Below are 15,189 nucleotides of genomic sequence, written 5' to 3' on the forward strand. Positions count from 1 at the left end.
GGAAGGAATGAAGTCATGCGCAAACTGGCCGTCACCATGACCACGGCCGTCGCCCTGGCGGCGCAGGCCGCCGCCGCGGGCGAGGCGATCACCTATGTCACCTCCGACAGTTTCGAGGACGCGAGCTTTGCCCTCGAGAGCGCGATCGTCGATCGGGGGCTCGTGATCGACTATGTGAGCCATGTGGGCGACATGCTGAACCGTACTGGCGCGGATGTGGGCAGCGACGTCAAGATCTTCGACGCGGCCGACATCTACATCTTCTGCTCGGCCGTGCTCTCCAGAAAGGTGATGGAGGCGGACCCGATGAACATCGCCCACTGCCCCTATGGCGTCTTCGTCGCCGAGCGCGGGGGGCAGGTGATGATCGGCTACCGCGACCTGCCCGACGGCCCGATGGCCGAGGTCGAGGCGCTTCTTGACGCGATCGCGCGCGAGGCCGCGGGCCAGTAGAGCCGCCGGCCGGCGGCTCGGGCCCTGTCTGGCGGCCCTTCCGCGCGCGCAGCCGGGCAACGGCGCGCGATTGCTGCGATCCTGCCGAGGCTGGGACTTGCCCGCCACGCAAGCGAGGCTTGTGTGACTTGATCACCGAAAGATCGGTCCCATTTGCATATTTTCGGGCGGGCAGGAACCATTCTTGAACGGGAAGACCCATGCAGACACAGGATTGCAAGAACATCGCGGGAGGGACGGTATGACCCCTGTCACCGAATTCACCCCGCTCGCCTCTTTTGTCGGCGGGCTGCTGATCGGCCTCGCGGCCGTGGCGCTCATGGCGCTTCGGGGCCGCGTGCTCGGCGCCACCGGCATTCTCGCCGGGCTCATCGCCCCGGCAAGTTCCTCGGACTGGGCCTGGCGCGCCGCGATCGTGGCCGGGATGATCAGCGGCCCGATTGCGGTGATGATCGTCACCGGCGCGATGCCCGAGATCATCGTTCCCGTCGGGCTGCCGGCGCTCGTCGCCGGGGGCTTGCTGGTGGGCCTCGGGGTCACCTTCGGCTCGGGCTGCACCTCCGGCCATGGCGTGTGCGGGCTTGCGCGGCTCAGCCCGCGCTCGATCGTGGCGACGCTCACCTTCATGGCCAGTACCGGCCTGACCGTCTATGTCATCCGCCACGTTCTGGGAGGCTGAGCGATGCGTCTTCTCGCAACCTATCTGATCGGCCTCGTCTTCGGCATCGGCATCGCGATTTCGGGCATGATGAACCCGGCCAAGGTGCTCAACTTCTTCGATGTGGCCGGCATGTGGGATCCGAGCCTTGCCTTCGTGATGGGCGGGGCGCTCATCGTCACCTTCATCGGCTACCGCATCGCCCTCTCGAGGCCGCGCCCGGTGTTCGAGCCCGCATTCAGCCTGCCGACCAGCAGAACGATCGATGCGCGGCTCGTGGGCGGATCGGCCGTCTTCGGAATCGGCTGGGGCATCGCCGGATTCTGCCCCGGCGGCGCGCTTCCGGCCATCGGCACGGGCAGGGGTGAGGTGCTCGTCTTCGTCGCGGCAATGATCGGCGGCATGTTCGCGGCCCGCGGCCTGCAGGGCTGGCTGGCCCGCCGCGCGCGCCAGAGCGCCGGTGCCGAGACGGCCTGAGCGCCGGACCGGTTGCGTGACACGAGCTTGCGGCATCGAGAAGCAAGCCGCAGGGCAGGGCGATGCAGCCGAGATGCAGCCAAGGGGCCGCCCCCGGCCGGGGCGGCCCCTCGCGTTTCGCGCCTGCCCGGCTCGATGGGACATCTTCCCTTTTCGCGCCAATTCACCTAAACACGCGCGACCCTGTCCGGGGGTCGCCGCAGCAGCCGCCACGAGGATCACGACAGGCGCAGATGAAGACCATCACCACCACCGAGGAGCTCGCCGCCTTCTGCGAGCGCGCCCGCGCCCACCCCTTCGTTACCGTCGACACCGAATTTCTCCGCGAGCGCAGCTATTACGCCAAGCTCTGTCTGATCCAGCTCGCCATCCCCTCCGACGCGCCCGACAGCGCCGTGCTGGTGGACCCGATCGCGGGGGAGCTCGATCTTGCGCCGCTTTACGAGCTTCTCGCCGACCCTGCGGTGGTGAAAGTCTTTCATGCCGCGCGTCAGGACATCGAGATCTTCTACACCGAGGGGGGTGTGATCCCCAGGCCGCTTTTCGACACCCAGGTGGCGGCGATGGTCTGCGGCTTCGGCGAGCAGGTGGGCTATGAGACGCTGGTGAAGAAGATCGCCCGCGCCCAGGTGGACAAGACCTCGCGTTTCACCGACTGGTTGCACCGCCCGCTCACCGAGGCGCAGAAGGCCTACGCGCTGGCGGATGTGACGCATCTGCGCGACATCTATCTCGAGCTTTCCCGCCGTCTCGACGAGACCGGCCGCCGTCCCTGGGTGGAGGAGGAGATCGCCGCGCTGACCGACCCGGCGACCTATGTCATCGAGCCTTCCGAGGCGTGGCGGCGCATCCGCACGCGCACGAATTCGGGACGGTTTCTGGCGGTGGTGCGCGAGTTGGCCCGCTTCCGCGAGGCCTATGCCCAGTCGCGCAACATTCCCCGCAACCGCGTGTTCAAGGATGACGCGCTTCTTGAACTTGCCTCGACGCGTCCCCGGTCGCTGAAGGACCTCTCGCGTGCGCGGCTTCTGTTGCGCGACGCGCGCCGGGGCGAGATTGCCGAGGGCATCCTTGCGGCGGTCGAGGCGGGGCTCTCGGTGCCCCCGGAGGAGTGCCCGAAACTCGACAATGGCCGCGAGCGGCTGCAGGTCAACCCTGCCATCGCCGACATGCTGCGCGTGCTGCTCAAGGCCAAGGCCGACGAATACGGCGTGGCGCAGAAGCTCATTGCCACCGCTTCCGAACTCGACGAGATCGCCGCCGGGCGGCGCAATCTCCCCGCCCTCAAGGGCTGGCGCCGGGAGGTGTTCGGCGAGGATGCGCTGCGGCTCTGCCGCGGCGAGATCGGGCTTGCGGTGAAGGGCTGCAAGGTCGTGCCGGTCGAGACCGGAAACGGCGCCAGGAAGGGCCAGCCGAAACGCGGGGAGAGCTCCTAAACCCCGACATCCGGGCCGGGGCAGATGAGCGGCCCCTCGGTGTTCTGCGCCTCGTAGAGCGAGAGCCCCGGCTCTCCGTCGGCAAACTCCGCAATCAGCCCGCCTGCCGGCGCCCGGAAGAAGCGCCAGCACTGCGGATTGGGCTCCTCGTCGTAGACAAAGCAGATGAGCTCGCCCTGCGAATACCACCAGCCCCGCTGGCACTGTTCTCCGACGAAGGCCCAGATCACCCGGCGCCCCGGCAGATACTGCTCGACGCCATAGACCTCACCGCCCTCTGCATAGGCGAGCGTGCGCCCGGTCACGTGGGCCTCGAACTCCTCGGGGGTCATCGGCGCGTCCTGCGCCGCGCTGGCGCCCGGGAGAAGGCTCACGAGAGCCATGGCGGATGCGGCGGCCGTCAATCTGCCCATGATGCGCATCATGCACCGGCCCGCTGCCCGGTGCCAGCATCGCGTGGCGCGGGCGGGGCGCGCCGGTCACTTTCCGCCGGTGCCTCCCAGCTTGCAAGGCGCCTGTCCATGACCCGCCGCCAGGCGCGCGGCCAGAGGGCGATCATGCCCATCGCCGGCAGCGAGTAGGGCAGGGTGGGGGCGGCGCGCTCCTCGGGCAGTTCGAGCGCGGGGTAGGGCTTGAGCGGATGCGCGTGATGGTCGGAGTGGCGCGGCGCGTTCAGCATCATGTGTGAGGAAAACCAGTGCGGCGCGTTCCAGCTGTGGCGGGGCGAGACGGGCTCAAGCCGGCCCGGCGCCACCTCGCGCCGCCTCAGCCCGTAGTGCTGCACATAGTCCGACATCAGAAGCTGCGCCTGCGCCAGCGAAGCCAGCGCGAAGTGCACCGCCACCCCCGCCCAGCCGGCAAGCGCCCAGCTCAGGCCGAGTGCCGCCAGCGCCCCGGCGATGTAGCCGGTATAGGGATGGCCGAGCAGCCCCCGCCTCCCCGCCGCCTTGCAGCGCGCGGTCTCGGCAGCAAGCCCGGCGCGGAACGACCCGATCCACGCCTGCCGCCAGAAGGAATAGTAGCTCTGCCCCTTGCGCGCCGAGTTGGGGTCGGCCGGCGTTCCGACATGGCGGTGATGCACCAGGGGGTGTGCCGAGGCGTGGTGCCCGAAGAGAAGGCTGACATAGACGAGCACGCCAAGGCGGCGGCGCAGCCGGTCGCGGGCGTGGATCAGCTCATGGGCGTTGGCGTTCGACACCTGCCCGAACCACAAGGCCGCGGCGAGAAAGGCAGGCAGCCAGCCCCATGGCCCCGGCGCGCCGCGGGCAAGGGCGGCGATGACGAACCAGAACAAGGCGAAATGCGCGAGCGCGAGCGCCACCGGCAAGGCTGCGGCTATGCGCGGGAAGGTGCTGAGCCCCTCGCGGCCGAAGAGCGCTCCGCCGCCTTCGTCGAGCAGGAAGACGAGAAGCGTCATCGCAAGGAAGGCGGCATGCGCCCAAAGCCCGCCCCAGGCCGCGCCCGCCGCGATCAGCGGCACCGGCCCGAGGCTTGCCAGAGCGAAGAGAATCACCCGTCCCCACATGCGCCGCGATCATAGCGTAGGAAAGAGGCGAAATGCGGGCGGCCCTTCCCTTGCCGCGCGCGAGCGATTAACTCGGGTCGGAGGCGAGAAAACCGAGGCTTTGCCATGTCCTTCTTCTCCAAGCTCCGCGAACGGCTGAAACGCTCCTCCTCGCGCCTCGAGGAAGGGCTCGAGGCGATCGTGGAGGAGGGCGGCACCGAGGAGGAAACCCCCGCCGCCGAGGCGGCGCCCCCGGCGACGCCGCCCGCAAGGGCGAAGGAGCAGCCCGCGCCCGCCGCGCCGGAGGACAAGCGCGAGGAACCCGCGCGCCCGGGGCTTCTTGGCCGCCTCGTCGGGCGGGGCGGGGCGAAGCCGGTGGTGCGCCGCACCCTCGACGACGAGATGCTCGAGAGCCTCGAGGAGCTCCTGATCGCCTCCGACATGGGGGTGGAGACGGCGATGCGCGTTGCCGCCAACATCGCCGAGGGGCGGATGGGCCGGCGCTTTTCAACCGAGGAGCTCAAGGAGCTTCTCGCCGCCGAGATCGCCCGCATCATGGAGCCCGTGGCCCGGCCGCTGCCGCTTTATGACAGGAAGCCGCAGGTCGTGCTTGTCGTCGGCGTCAACGGCTCGGGCAAGACCACGACCATCGGCAAGCTCGCCGCGCAGCTGCGCGCGGCCGGCAAGAAGGTGATCATCGCCGCGGGCGACACCTTCCGCGCCGCCGCCGTGGAGCAGCTTCAGGTCTGGGGGGAGCGCGCGGGCGTGCCGGTGATGACCGCGCCGCAGGGCGCCGACCCCGCAAGCCTTGCCTTCGACGCGATGACGCGAGCGGAAGAGGAGGGCGCCGACATCCTGCTCATCGACACTGCGGGGCGGCTTCAGAACCGGGCCGATCTGATGGAGGAGCTTGCCAAGATCGTGCGGGTGATCCGCAAGAAGGACCCGACCGCGCCGCACAACACCATCCTCGTGCTCGATGCCACGACGGGGCAGAACGCGCTCTCCCAGTTGGAGATCTTTCGCAAGATGGCCGATGTCACCGGGCTCATCATGACCAAGCTCGACGGCACGGCGAAGGGCGGGGTGCTCGTGGCTCTGGCCGACCGGTTCGGCCTGCCGATCCACGCCATCGGCGTCGGCGAGCAGATCGACGATCTCGCCCCCTTCGACCCCGAGGAGTTCGCGCGCGCGCTGGTGGGGCTAGAGGCGTGAGCGGCCTTCACCCGGTCGGGAGGGGGTGGTGAGCGACTGGCTGATCTCGCTCGAGGGCACCGAGGCCGGGCGCACGCTGGCCATGGTGCTGGCGCTCATCGCCGCCTTCCTGCACGCGGCCTTCGGTGCCCTGCAGAAGGGCCGGCATGATCCGTGGCTGTCGCGCGGGGCGATGGACGCGGCCTACGGGCTGATGGCGGCACCCTTCGCGCTCTTCGTGGTGCCCTGGCCCGAGGCGCATCTGTGGCCCATTCTCGCGGGCGCCTTCGTCATCCATTTCGCCTACAAGATCCTGATGGCGCTAACCTACACGCGCGGCGCCTATACAGTCGTCTATCCCGTGGTGCGCGGCACGGGGCCGCTCTTTGCCGTCATCGGAGCCTGGGCGATGTTCGGCGAGACCTTCACGGCCACCCAGTGGCTGGGTGTGGTGGTGCTGCTCGCCGGCATCTACGGGCTCGCCCTTTACAACCTGCGCCATGTGACCGAGGCGCGCGAGACGCTTCCGGCCGCACTCGCTCTCGCGGTCGTCACCGGCGGTTTTGTCGCCCTCTACACCACATGGGATGCCTGGGGGATCAGATCCACTGCCAACCCCTTCACCTTTCTCGCCTGGTTCTTCTTTCTCGACGGTTTCTCCACCCCACCCATAGCTGCGCTGCGCTGGTGGAACATGCAGCACCGCCCCGCGCTCGGGCCGCTCGCGCTCAGAGGCATTGCGGGCGGGCTCATCGCCTTCGGCAGCTTCGGCTTCGTGATGCTGGCCACAAGGCTCGACAAGGTGGGCGAGGCGGCCGTGCTGCGCGAGACCTCCACCGTCTTTGCCGCGCTGATCGGCTGGGCCTTTCTGCGCGAGCGCGTCGGCCCGCGCCGGCTGATGCTGATGGCCTTGATCGCCGCGGGCGCCGTGATAGTTGAGGCGGGTGGCTGAGGAGAAGGCAATGACCGACAAGCGCAAGCTGAACCCGTGGCTCAAACTTGCCCTCGACATCGGTCCGGTCATCGCCTTCTTCGTGGGCTACATGGCGCTGCGCGAGAAGAGCCTTGCCATCGGCGGCACCGAGTACACGGGTTTCATCGTCGTCACGGCGGCTTTCGTGCCGCTCTTCGCCGCCTCGATCATCGCGCTCTGGCGGCTGACGGGCCATGTCTCGAAGATGCAGATCGTCACGCTGGTGCTCGTCGTCGTCTTCGGCGGGCTCACCGTCTGGCTCAATGACGAACGCTTCTTCAAGATGAAGCCCACGCTGATCTACGCGCTCTTCGCGGCCGTCCTGGGCTTCGGGCTCATGCGCGGCGAGAGCTACCTGCAGCTTGTCATGGACGAGGTGCTGCCGATGACGCGGGAGGGGTGGATGATCCTCACCCGCCGGGTGACGGTGTTTTTCGCCAGCCTTGCCGTGGCCAATGAGATCGTCTGGCGCAGCATGTCCACCGATGCCTGGGTCAACTTCAAGACCTTCGGGCTCACCATCGCCACCTTTGCCTTCTTCATGACCCAGAGCAAGCTTTTCCAGACCCACTCCACCGCGCCCGAGGAAGCCGGCGAAGACGGCGCCTGAGGCGCGGCCTTCCGGCGCTTGAGGTGTCAGCCCTTCGCAAATCTTGGCGGAAGGCCGCCGCTCACGTTAACGTGAGCAAGAAAGCTTGGGAGGAGAGAGATGTTTGACGATGCCGCCGGCGCAGCGCCGCCGGCTTCGCCGTTGCCGCGGATCGGCCGGCTGACGCTTGCCGAAATCTTCATCGCGCTTCGCCGCGGCTGGGACGACTTCCGCCGCGCGCCACAGTTCGGCCTGTTCTTCAGCGCGGTCTATGTGGTCGGCGGGCTGGCGCTGGTTGCGCTCGGGGCCGGAACCGTGGCCTGGACGCTCATGGTCTCGCTCGGTTTTCCGCTCGTCGCCCCCTTCGCGGCGGTGGGACTTTACGAGGTGAGCCGCAGGCTCGAGGCTGGCGAGCCACTCAGATGGGGGGAGATCCTCGGGGTGGTGGCGGCCGAGCGGCGGCGCCAGATCCCCTGGCTCGGCGCCATCATTGTCATCTACTTCCTTTTCTGGAGCTTTCTCGCGCACATGATCTTTGCGCTTTTCATGGGGCCGAGCCTGCTGTTCCGCGCCGCCGACTCTCTCGACACCTATCTGACGGGGGCGGGGCTTGCGATGATCGCCACCGAACTTGTCGTGGGCGGGGTGGCGGCCTTCCTTCTCTTCTCGCTCACCGTGGTGAGCCTGCCGCTCGCGCTCGACCGGGAGATCGACTTCGTCTCGGCGATGCTGGTGAGCCTGCGCACGGTGCGGGCCAATCTCGGGGTCATGCTCCTCTGGGCGGCGATCATCGCCGCGCTGCTGATCCTCGGCATGCTGCCGGCCTTTCTGGGCCTGTTCGTGGTACTGCCGGTGCTCGGCCACGCCACCTGGCACATCTACCGCCGGGCGCTCTACGACCCCGTGTGAGGCGCCGGGCAGCACCCGCGCGGCAACTCGCGGCCCGGCAAGCGAAAGGGCGCCCCGCCATTCCGCCAAGGCGCCCTTTGCTTGTCCGTCTCCCGAGCTGTCAGCTCTGGCGTGCGCTCTCGCCCGAGGCGGAGCGTGCGGCCTGCGCGGCTGGCTGCTGGGGCTGGGGTGCGGCGGCACTGCGCGGCGGCGCGGTGCGGCCCGCGCCGTTCGACAGCGGATCATCGGCCCGCTGCACCGAGCCCTCGAAATGCGCGCCGGATTCGATGGCGATGGTCTTGTGGATGATGTCGCCCTCGACCCGCGCGGTGGAGGTCAGCCGCACCTTCAGCCCGCGCACGCGGCCGATCACGCGACCGTTCACAACGACGTCGTCGGCCACGATCTCGCCCTTCACCGTGGCGCCCTCGCCGACGGTGAGAAGATGGGCGCGAATGTCACCCTCCACCGTGCCTTCAACCTGGATGTCGCCGGTGGTCTTGAGGTTGCCGACGATGGCCAGATCGGAAGAAAGAACCGAGGCCGGTGGCTTGGCCTTGGGTGCCGTGGCCGGCGCGCCGATATCGGCCGAAGCGCGTGCCGGTGCCGCCTCGCTGGCGGGAGATTCGGTGGAACCTGCCTGCTGCTTGGGGCCGGGCTCGTTGATTCTGCTCTTAGAAAACATCGTTCGCTGCCTTGATATAGACCATGGGGTTGACGGCTTCGCCGTTGATCCGCACTTCGTAGTGAAGATGGGTGCCGGTCGATCTGCCGGAATTGCCCATCGCGCCGATCCTGTCGCCGCGGCTGACCCGCTGGCCGACTCGGACCGCAATGCTCGAAAGGTGAGCATATCGGGTTTCGACACCGAATTCATGCTGAATCTTCACCAGCCGCCCATAGCCGGAGGCCCAGCCGGCATGCGTCACGACACCGTCGGCGGTGGCGTAGATGGGCGTGCCATAGGCGGCGGCAAAATCGGTGCCCTTGTGGGGGCGGCCCCAGCGCATCCCGAAACCCGACGTGTAGCGGAAGGCCGAGCGCAGCGGAATCGCAAAAGGCACCTTTTCGGCCGCGATGCGGTACAGGTTGAGCCTGTCGAGCTGCTCGAGAATGGCGTTGGCGCGCATGGAGTCGGGGTCGACCTCCGACCCCTTGGTGGAAAGGACCAGCGGCGTGAGCGGCCCGCCCTGGCCCGAGTGGGTCGCCTTCAGCTGGCGGAGAATGTCCTCGGTCGGCAGGCCTGCGGAGCGGAACATCTTGTCGAGTGGCACCAGCGAGAGCGCCACGGCGTCCTCCAGCTGTTCGAAGATGCGGTCATTGCGGGCATCGATGAGGCGACGCTCCTCCTCGAGCCGGGCGATTTCCTGCCGCGCGGCCTCGGCCATCAGCGCCATCATGTCGCGTTCCTCGGCCGCCTGGCCCAGCGCCGCGGTCAGAAAGTCAACGGTGGTGGCGAAATCCTCCGCGGGAAGCCCTTCGCGCGGCTTCGGGGCCTGCAGGGCCGCAAGTTTCCGGCGCGCCTCGTCCCGCTCGGCGATGGTGCGGCGCAGCGTGACCTGAACGGCCTCGATGCCGCGCTCGAGCTCCTCGCGCCGGTCTTCGGAGGCCAGCAGCGCGGACTGCATGCGTGACACCTGGGCAAGCGCGGTGTTGAACCGCTCCTGGGCAAGCCGCGCCTCCTCGGCGCGCCGGTCACGTTCCTGGCTGAGCCGGTTCAGCCGCTCCTCGTAAAGAAGCCGCTCGCGCTCGGCCTGCTCGCGCAGGCTTCCCGAGCCGATCGAGTCCATGAAAACGATGGCGCTGGCAAGAATGGTCCACCCCACCAGAAGCACCGATCCGGTCAGCGCGATCGCCTGGGCGGCCGGGGTGAGGCGGATGAAGCGCGTCTCGCTGTCGGAGCGCACGAACACCCGCCGTTCGGGAAAGCGGCGCTCGAGCAGGGCATTGAGGCGCACGGAGACGCCGTGAAGCGGTCCGGGTCGTCCGGTCATCGCGTCAGATCCCTCTCCCTCCCCCATGAGCAGACAGGCCCGCGGGCGGCTCCGACGGCCCCGGGGGCCCCGCCTTCGATCCTCGGACTGCTTACAAACCCGACCCGCGCTGCGCAACGCTTTTGCCGACGCCCCGAGCAGTCGCCGGCAATTTCCGGAAATGATGAGCGTTTTTCCGCCGATCCCTGCCGTCTGCCGCGGTCAGGCGGTGCCGGCGGGGCCTCTGGGCGCGGCGCCTTCCTCGGCCAGCGGCCAGTAGAAGTCCGGCGGAAGCCCGGCCTCCGCGCGCTTTTCCTCGTTGAACGGGGGCTTGAGCGTGCCGTGAAAATGGCGGCGGACCAGCGCATGAAAGGTCTCGCGCGGGTCCAGGTCATGCCGGCCGCACAGGAAGTTGAACCACTTCGCACCGTAGGCGACGTGGCCCACCTCCTCGGCGTAGATGACCTTCAGCGCGGCCACCGCCTGCTCGTCTCCGGCGCGCTCGAAGATAGCAATCATCTCGGGCGTCACGTCGAGGCCGCGCGCCTCGAGAACCATCGGCACCACTGCAAGGCGCGCCATCAGGTCGTGCGCGGTGTCCTCGGCGGCACGCCACATGCCCGCATGAGCCACAAGCGCGCCGTAGTGGCTTCCGGCTGCTTCAAGACAGTCGGCAAGAAGGTTGAAATGCTTCGATTCCTCATCGGCGGCCTTCACCCAGTCGTCATAGAATCCGGCCGGCATGGGCGTGTGGGCGAAGCGCGCCACGATGTCCCAGTGCAGGTCGACGGCGTTTAGCTCGATATGGGCGATGGCATGCAGAAGCGCGATGCGCCCGGCCCGGCTTCCGGGGCGGCGGCGGGGCACTTCCCGCGGACTGACCAGCTCGGGGCGGGCGGGACGGGCGGGGCGGTCCGGCGGGGCCGCCCGGCCCACGGGCAGCGCCGTGCCGGCTTCGCGCGCGGCGAACCACGCCGCCGCATGGCGGCGGGAAAGTGCACACTTGGCGCGCGCGTCCGCGGTGGTCAGCACCTCGACGGCGCGTTCGGCGAGGCTCGGGCCTTCCATTTTCTCGCTCATGCCTCCCGAACGGCCTTCAGCACCTCCTCGGCGTGACCCTTCACCTTCACATTGCGCCATTCTCGCAAGATGCGCCCGTCGGGGCCAATGAGAAAGGTGGAGCGGGTAATGCCCTTGAACTTGCGCCCGTACATGGTTTTTTCTCCCCACACGCCGTAGCGCTCGCACACGTCGCCCTCGGCGTCCGAGGCGAGGATAACCTTCAGCCCGTGCTTGTCGCGGAACTTCTCGTGTTTCGAGACGGGATCCTTGGAGATGCCGATCACCACCGCGCCGGCCTTCTCGAACTCCGGCAGAAGCCCGGTGAAATCGAGCGCCTCGGTGGTGCAACCCGGCGTGTCGTCCTTGGGGTAGAAGTAGAGCACCATCTTTCGGCCGCGGAAGTCCGAAAGCTTCACCTCGCCGCCCCCCGCGCCGGGCAGAGCGAAGTCGGGAGCGATCTTGCCGGTCATGTCCATGTTGCTCTTGCGCCTCCTTGTCGCACTGGCGGTTCCGTTCTAGGTGAAAACGCGCGACAATGAAAACCGGATCAGGGCTCGGGGCCCGTGGGAGAGCGCGCCGTGCCGCAGCACCGGGGCAAGGGCGACCGCAGCAGGGGCGACCGGGGTGATGGCGGGCCGCGAAACGACAGGCGTATGAAATCGGCGGACAATGCAACCTCCGCGCAGCCGGAACCGGCGCCGCGGCGCAGGGTCAGCCCCTGGCGGCGCGCGCTGCGCCTGTCGGCTGTCGCCGTCGCGCTGGCGATGCTCGTCGCCGGCGGCTGGCTTGCAGCCACGGGCCGGACGATCACGCTTCCGTCCTGGCTTGCGGCGCAACTCGAGGCGCGGGTGAATTCCGCGCTCGGGGGCGCGCGCGTCGAGCTGCGCGCCGTTGCGCTCAACGTGGCCCGCAACGGGCTGCCGCGGGTGACGCTCAGCAGGGTGCAGTTCTTCGACGCGTCCGGCCAGCCGCTCGCCCATGTGAGCCATATGCGCAGCCGGCTCGACCGCGCCGCGCTTCTGCGCGGTGAAATCGTTCCAAGCACGCTGTTTCTGTCGGGGGCGGAAATCACCCTCAGAAGGCGCACCGACGGCAGCTTTGATCTGGCGCTTGGCGGCGGGTTCACGGCGAGCGGCTCGGTGGCCGGCATGCTCGACGGCATCGACCGCGCCTTTGCCACGCCGCCGCTGTCGCGCATCGCGCGCATCGAGGCCGAGGATGTGACCATCATCCTCGAGGACGCGCGCTCGGGCCGCGTCTGGCAGGTGACCGGCGGCAGCGTCTCGCTCACCCAGGACGCCGAAATGATCGACCTCACCGTGAGCGCGGAGGTCTTCAACGGCAGCGAGCAGCTGGCTCCCGTCATCATCGGCTTTCGCAGCCGCAAGGGCAACTCGAGCGCGCAGCTCACGGCAAGTTTCGAGAATGCCGCCGCCGTCGACATCGCCGCCCAGTCCCCGGCGCTCGCCTTTCTCGGTGTTCTCGATGCACCGATTTCCGGGGCGCTCAATACCGTGATCGGCGAGGATGGCACTCTTGCCTCCATTGCGGGCAAGCTCGAGATCGGCGCCGGCCGGCTGACCCCCGGCGGCGCGGCGCCGCCGCTGCGCTTCTCGGGGGGGCGGGCGTATTTCGACTACGACCCCCGTCGCCAGCGCATCGATTTCGGCGAGATCAGCGTCGATACCGAAAGCGGGCGCATGGCCGGCGTGGGCCACGCCTATCTCGAGGAGTTCAGCAATGGCTGGCCGGGTGCGCTGGTTGGCCAGCTGCGCACGAGCGAACTGGTGCTCGACCCGCCCGGCGTGTTCGAGGCGCCGGTGGAGATCGCCCAGTCGGTGGCGGACCTGCGGGTGCGGCTTGCTCCCTATACGGTGGAGATCGGGCAGCTCGTACTGATCGACGGGCCGCGGCGGGCGCTGGCGCGCGGCCGGGTGGCCGCCGAGCCCGACGGCTGGCACGCCGCTCTCGATGTGTCGCTGGACCGGATCGAACCCGAGCGTCTGCTGCAGGTCTGGCCTGTGCAGCTGGGCCCGAAGGCGCGGCAATGGCTGAGGAACAATGTCAGAAGCGCGCTGGTCCGCAATGTGGAAGGCGCGATCCGCTTCTCGCCCGATTTGGGGCTGCGGAATTCGGTGAGCTACCGCTTCGACGAGGCCGAAGTTCAAATCCTGCGCACGCTGCCGCCGGCCCGGGGCGTGGCCGGATACGCCAGCTACCTCAATGGCGCGCTGACGATGGTGATGGAGAAGGGTGAGGTGGTTGCGCCGCAGGGCGGCCCTGTAGACGTGACCGGGACGGTGTTCCGGATTCCCGACACGCGCATGCGGCCCACACCGGCACGGGTGGCGCTGGCCGTGGAAGGGGCGCTGCCCGACATTCTTGCCATACTCGATCTCCCACCGTTCCGGTTCCTCTCTCGCGCGGGCCGCAGCCCCGACATCGCCGCCGGCCGGGCGCGGGCGAAGGCGGCGCTGGCCTTCGATCTGGGGCGCCGGATCACCGGGCGCGACGTGACCTTCTCGGTGGAGGGCGTGGCCACCGGCGTGCGGAGCGAGATGCTGGTGCCGGGCCGCCGCTTCAGCGCCGAGACCCTCGTCATCCGGGCCGACAACAGCCGTCTCGAGGTTGCTGGCGAGGCGCTGCTCGACGGGGCGCGGTTCAATGGAGCGTGGGTGCTGCCACTGGGCGAAGGGGGCGAGGGGGCCAAGGGGCGAGGCCGGGTCGAGGGCCGGCTTGCCATCGATCAGGCGTTTCTCGACGGTTTCGGCATCGCGCTGCCCGAGGGGACGCTGGAGGGTGAAGGCGTTGGGCAGTTCACGCTTGAGCTGCGCAAGGACGAGCCGCCGGCCTTCACGCTGATCTCCGACCTCAACCGGCTGCGGCTGAGGCTTGCGGCGCTGGGCTGGTCGAAGCCCCCTGCCGCGACCGGGCGGCTCGAGCTTGCCGGCAGGCTCGGCGCCGCGCCGCGGGTGGAGCGGCTCGTCCTGCGGGCACCGGGGCTTTCGGCCGAGGGCTCGGTGCGGCTGCGCCCCGAGGGCGGCGGGCTGGATGTCGCGCGCTTCGACAGGCTCGAGGTCGGCGACTGGCTCGAGGCCCGGGTGACGCTCACCGGCCGCGGGCCGGGCCGGGCGCCGGTGGTCTCGTTCGAGGGTGGCAGGCTCGACAGCCGCCGGGCCCGTTTCGGCGCCGGCGGCGTCGGCGGGCAGGGGGGATCGGGGCCGGTGCAGGTGGCGCTTGACCGGCTGGTGATTTCCGAGGGCATCGCGCTGACCGATTTTGTCGGCAGTTTCACCACCGGGCGCGGGCTTGACGGCGAATTCCTGGCCCGGGTGAACGGGGGCACCGCCATCCGCGGACGGGTGATCCCTCAAGGCGGCGGGCTTGCCTTTCAGGTGTTCAGCGACGATGCCGGCGGGGTGATGGCCGATGCCGGGTTCCTCGCGCATGCCCGGGGGGGCAAAATGCAGCTCACGCTGGTGCCGGCGCTCGAGCCCGGCAGCTATGACGGCGCGCTCCGGGTCAGCGACACGCGCATGGTCGGGGCCCCCGGCCTCGCGGCCATCCTCAATGCCGTGTCCATCGTCGGTCTCGTGGATCAGCTCAACAACGAGGGGCTTCGCTTCGAGACGATCGAGGCCGCCTTCCGGCTCACCCCGGACGAGGTGCGCATCCTGCGCTCGAGTGCGACGGGTCCCTCGGCCGGCATCTCGCTGGACGGCACCTATGATCTTGCGCGCCGCCAGCTGGACTTGCAGGGGGTGCTGTCCCCGGCCTATCTGATCAACGGCATCGGGCAGATCTTCACCCGCCGGGGCGAGGGGCTTTTCGGTGTCACCTTCACCATCCGCGGCGCGGCAAACCAGCCGCGGATTTCCGTCAACCCGCTGTCGATGTTGGCGCCGGGAGGGCTGCGGGAGATCTTCCGCCGCCGACCGCCCGCCAGCGAGACCGCGCCGCCCGGCCAATAGAGGCACGGAAG

15 protein-coding genes are annotated in these 15,189 nt (G+C 69.0%); 9 read left to right on the plus strand and 6 right to left on the minus strand.

Going from position 1 to position 15,189, the window contains the following annotated elements:
- Positions 1 to 15 precede the first annotated feature (15 nt).
- The 4 genes from BLQ14_RS13475 to rnd all read left to right on the plus strand — a co-directional run bounded on the left by BLQ14_RS13475 (position 16) and on the right by rnd (position 3,024).
- Positions 16 to 453, plus strand: a complete 438-nt coding sequence (locus BLQ14_RS13475) for a DUF302 domain-containing protein (protein WP_092501092.1) — start codon at positions 16 to 18, stop codon at positions 451 to 453.
- A 241-nt stretch (positions 454 to 694) separates the two neighbouring features.
- Positions 695 to 1,132 carry a YeeE/YedE family protein gene (locus BLQ14_RS13480; RefSeq protein WP_092501093.1) on the plus strand — a complete coding sequence of 146 codons (438 nt, stop codon included), beginning with the start codon at positions 695 to 697 and terminating at the stop codon, positions 1,130 to 1,132.
- Between the two features lie 3 nt (positions 1,133 to 1,135).
- Positions 1,136 to 1,588: a DUF6691 family protein gene (locus BLQ14_RS13485; RefSeq protein ID WP_092501094.1), complete on the plus strand. Its 453-nt coding sequence runs from the start codon at positions 1,136 to 1,138 to the stop codon at positions 1,586 to 1,588.
- Between the two features lie 233 nt (positions 1,589 to 1,821).
- On the plus strand, positions 1,822 to 3,024 hold the full coding sequence (rnd, locus tag BLQ14_RS13490; RefSeq protein ID WP_092501095.1) for a ribonuclease D: 1,203 nt from the start codon (positions 1,822 to 1,824) through the stop codon (positions 3,022 to 3,024).
- Here the strand turns inward: rnd and BLQ14_RS13495 are convergent.
- Together BLQ14_RS13495 and BLQ14_RS13500 are read right to left on the minus strand one after the other, a co-directional pair.
- Positions 3,021 to 3,437 carry a hypothetical protein gene (locus tag BLQ14_RS13495; RefSeq protein WP_092501127.1) on the minus strand — a complete coding sequence of 139 codons (417 nt, stop codon included), beginning with the start codon at positions 3,435 to 3,437 and terminating at the stop codon, positions 3,021 to 3,023. The genes rnd and BLQ14_RS13495 overlap by 4 nt on opposite strands.
- A gap of 8 nt (positions 3,438 to 3,445) precedes the next feature.
- Positions 3,446 to 4,549: an alkane 1-monooxygenase gene (locus BLQ14_RS13500; RefSeq protein ID WP_092501096.1), complete on the minus strand. Its 1,104-nt coding sequence runs from the start codon at positions 4,547 to 4,549 to the stop codon at positions 3,446 to 3,448.
- A gap of 105 nt (positions 4,550 to 4,654) precedes the next feature.
- Here BLQ14_RS13500 and ftsY point away from each other — a divergent pair, with 105 nt between their 5' ends.
- From ftsY to BLQ14_RS13520, 4 genes are all read left to right on the plus strand, one after another.
- Entirely contained in the window at positions 4,655 to 5,743 is a 1,089-nt protein-coding gene (gene ftsY, locus BLQ14_RS13505; RefSeq protein ID WP_092501097.1) for a signal recognition particle-docking protein FtsY, read from the plus strand.
- A 28-nt stretch (positions 5,744 to 5,771) separates the two neighbouring features.
- Positions 5,772 to 6,674, plus strand: coding sequence for a DMT family transporter (locus BLQ14_RS13510; RefSeq protein WP_092501098.1), 903 nt, complete (start codon positions 5,772 to 5,774; stop codon positions 6,672 to 6,674).
- 10 nt (positions 6,675 to 6,684) lie between these two features.
- Positions 6,685 to 7,305: an inner membrane-spanning protein YciB gene (locus BLQ14_RS13515; protein ID WP_092501099.1), complete on the plus strand. Its 621-nt coding sequence runs from the start codon at positions 6,685 to 6,687 to the stop codon at positions 7,303 to 7,305.
- A gap of 99 nt (positions 7,306 to 7,404) precedes the next feature.
- Positions 7,405 to 8,193 (plus strand): DUF2189 domain-containing protein, encoded by a 789-nt coding sequence (locus BLQ14_RS13520; protein ID WP_092501100.1) that lies wholly within the window; start codon positions 7,405 to 7,407, stop codon positions 8,191 to 8,193.
- 100 nt (positions 8,194 to 8,293) lie between these two features.
- Here the strand turns inward: BLQ14_RS13520 and BLQ14_RS13525 are convergent, their stop codons facing one another.
- The 4 genes from BLQ14_RS13525 to bcp form a co-directional block, all read right to left on the minus strand.
- Positions 8,294 to 8,857 (minus strand): bactofilin family protein, encoded by a 564-nt coding sequence (locus BLQ14_RS13525; protein ID WP_092501101.1) that lies wholly within the window; start codon positions 8,855 to 8,857, stop codon positions 8,294 to 8,296.
- Positions 8,847 to 10,166 carry a M23 family metallopeptidase gene (locus BLQ14_RS13530; protein WP_092501102.1) on the minus strand — a complete coding sequence of 440 codons (1,320 nt, stop codon included), beginning with the start codon at positions 10,164 to 10,166 and terminating at the stop codon, positions 8,847 to 8,849. Before BLQ14_RS13530 ends, BLQ14_RS13525 begins: the two co-directional genes overlap by 11 nt.
- A 201-nt stretch (positions 10,167 to 10,367) precedes the next feature.
- Entirely contained in the window at positions 10,368 to 11,225 is an 858-nt protein-coding gene (locus tag BLQ14_RS13535; RefSeq protein WP_245657114.1) for a ferritin-like domain-containing protein, read from the minus strand.
- Complete coding sequence (bcp, locus tag BLQ14_RS13540; RefSeq protein WP_092501103.1) at positions 11,222 to 11,683, minus strand: thioredoxin-dependent thiol peroxidase; 462 nt, start codon at positions 11,681 to 11,683, stop codon at positions 11,222 to 11,224. The genes BLQ14_RS13535 and bcp overlap by 4 nt, the downstream gene beginning before the upstream one ends.
- Before the next feature lie 177 nt (positions 11,684 to 11,860).
- On the opposite strand from bcp, the gene BLQ14_RS13545 reads away from it, so the two are divergent.
- Positions 11,861 to 15,178 (plus strand): AsmA-like C-terminal region-containing protein, encoded by a 3,318-nt coding sequence (locus BLQ14_RS13545; protein WP_092501104.1) that lies wholly within the window; start codon positions 11,861 to 11,863, stop codon positions 15,176 to 15,178.
- Positions 15,179 to 15,189 lie beyond the last annotated feature (11 nt).

Source organism: Meinhardsimonia xiamenensis, assembly GCF_900102905.1.
GTDB classification, from domain to species: domain Bacteria; phylum Pseudomonadota; class Alphaproteobacteria; order Rhodobacterales; family Rhodobacteraceae; genus Meinhardsimonia; species Meinhardsimonia xiamenensis.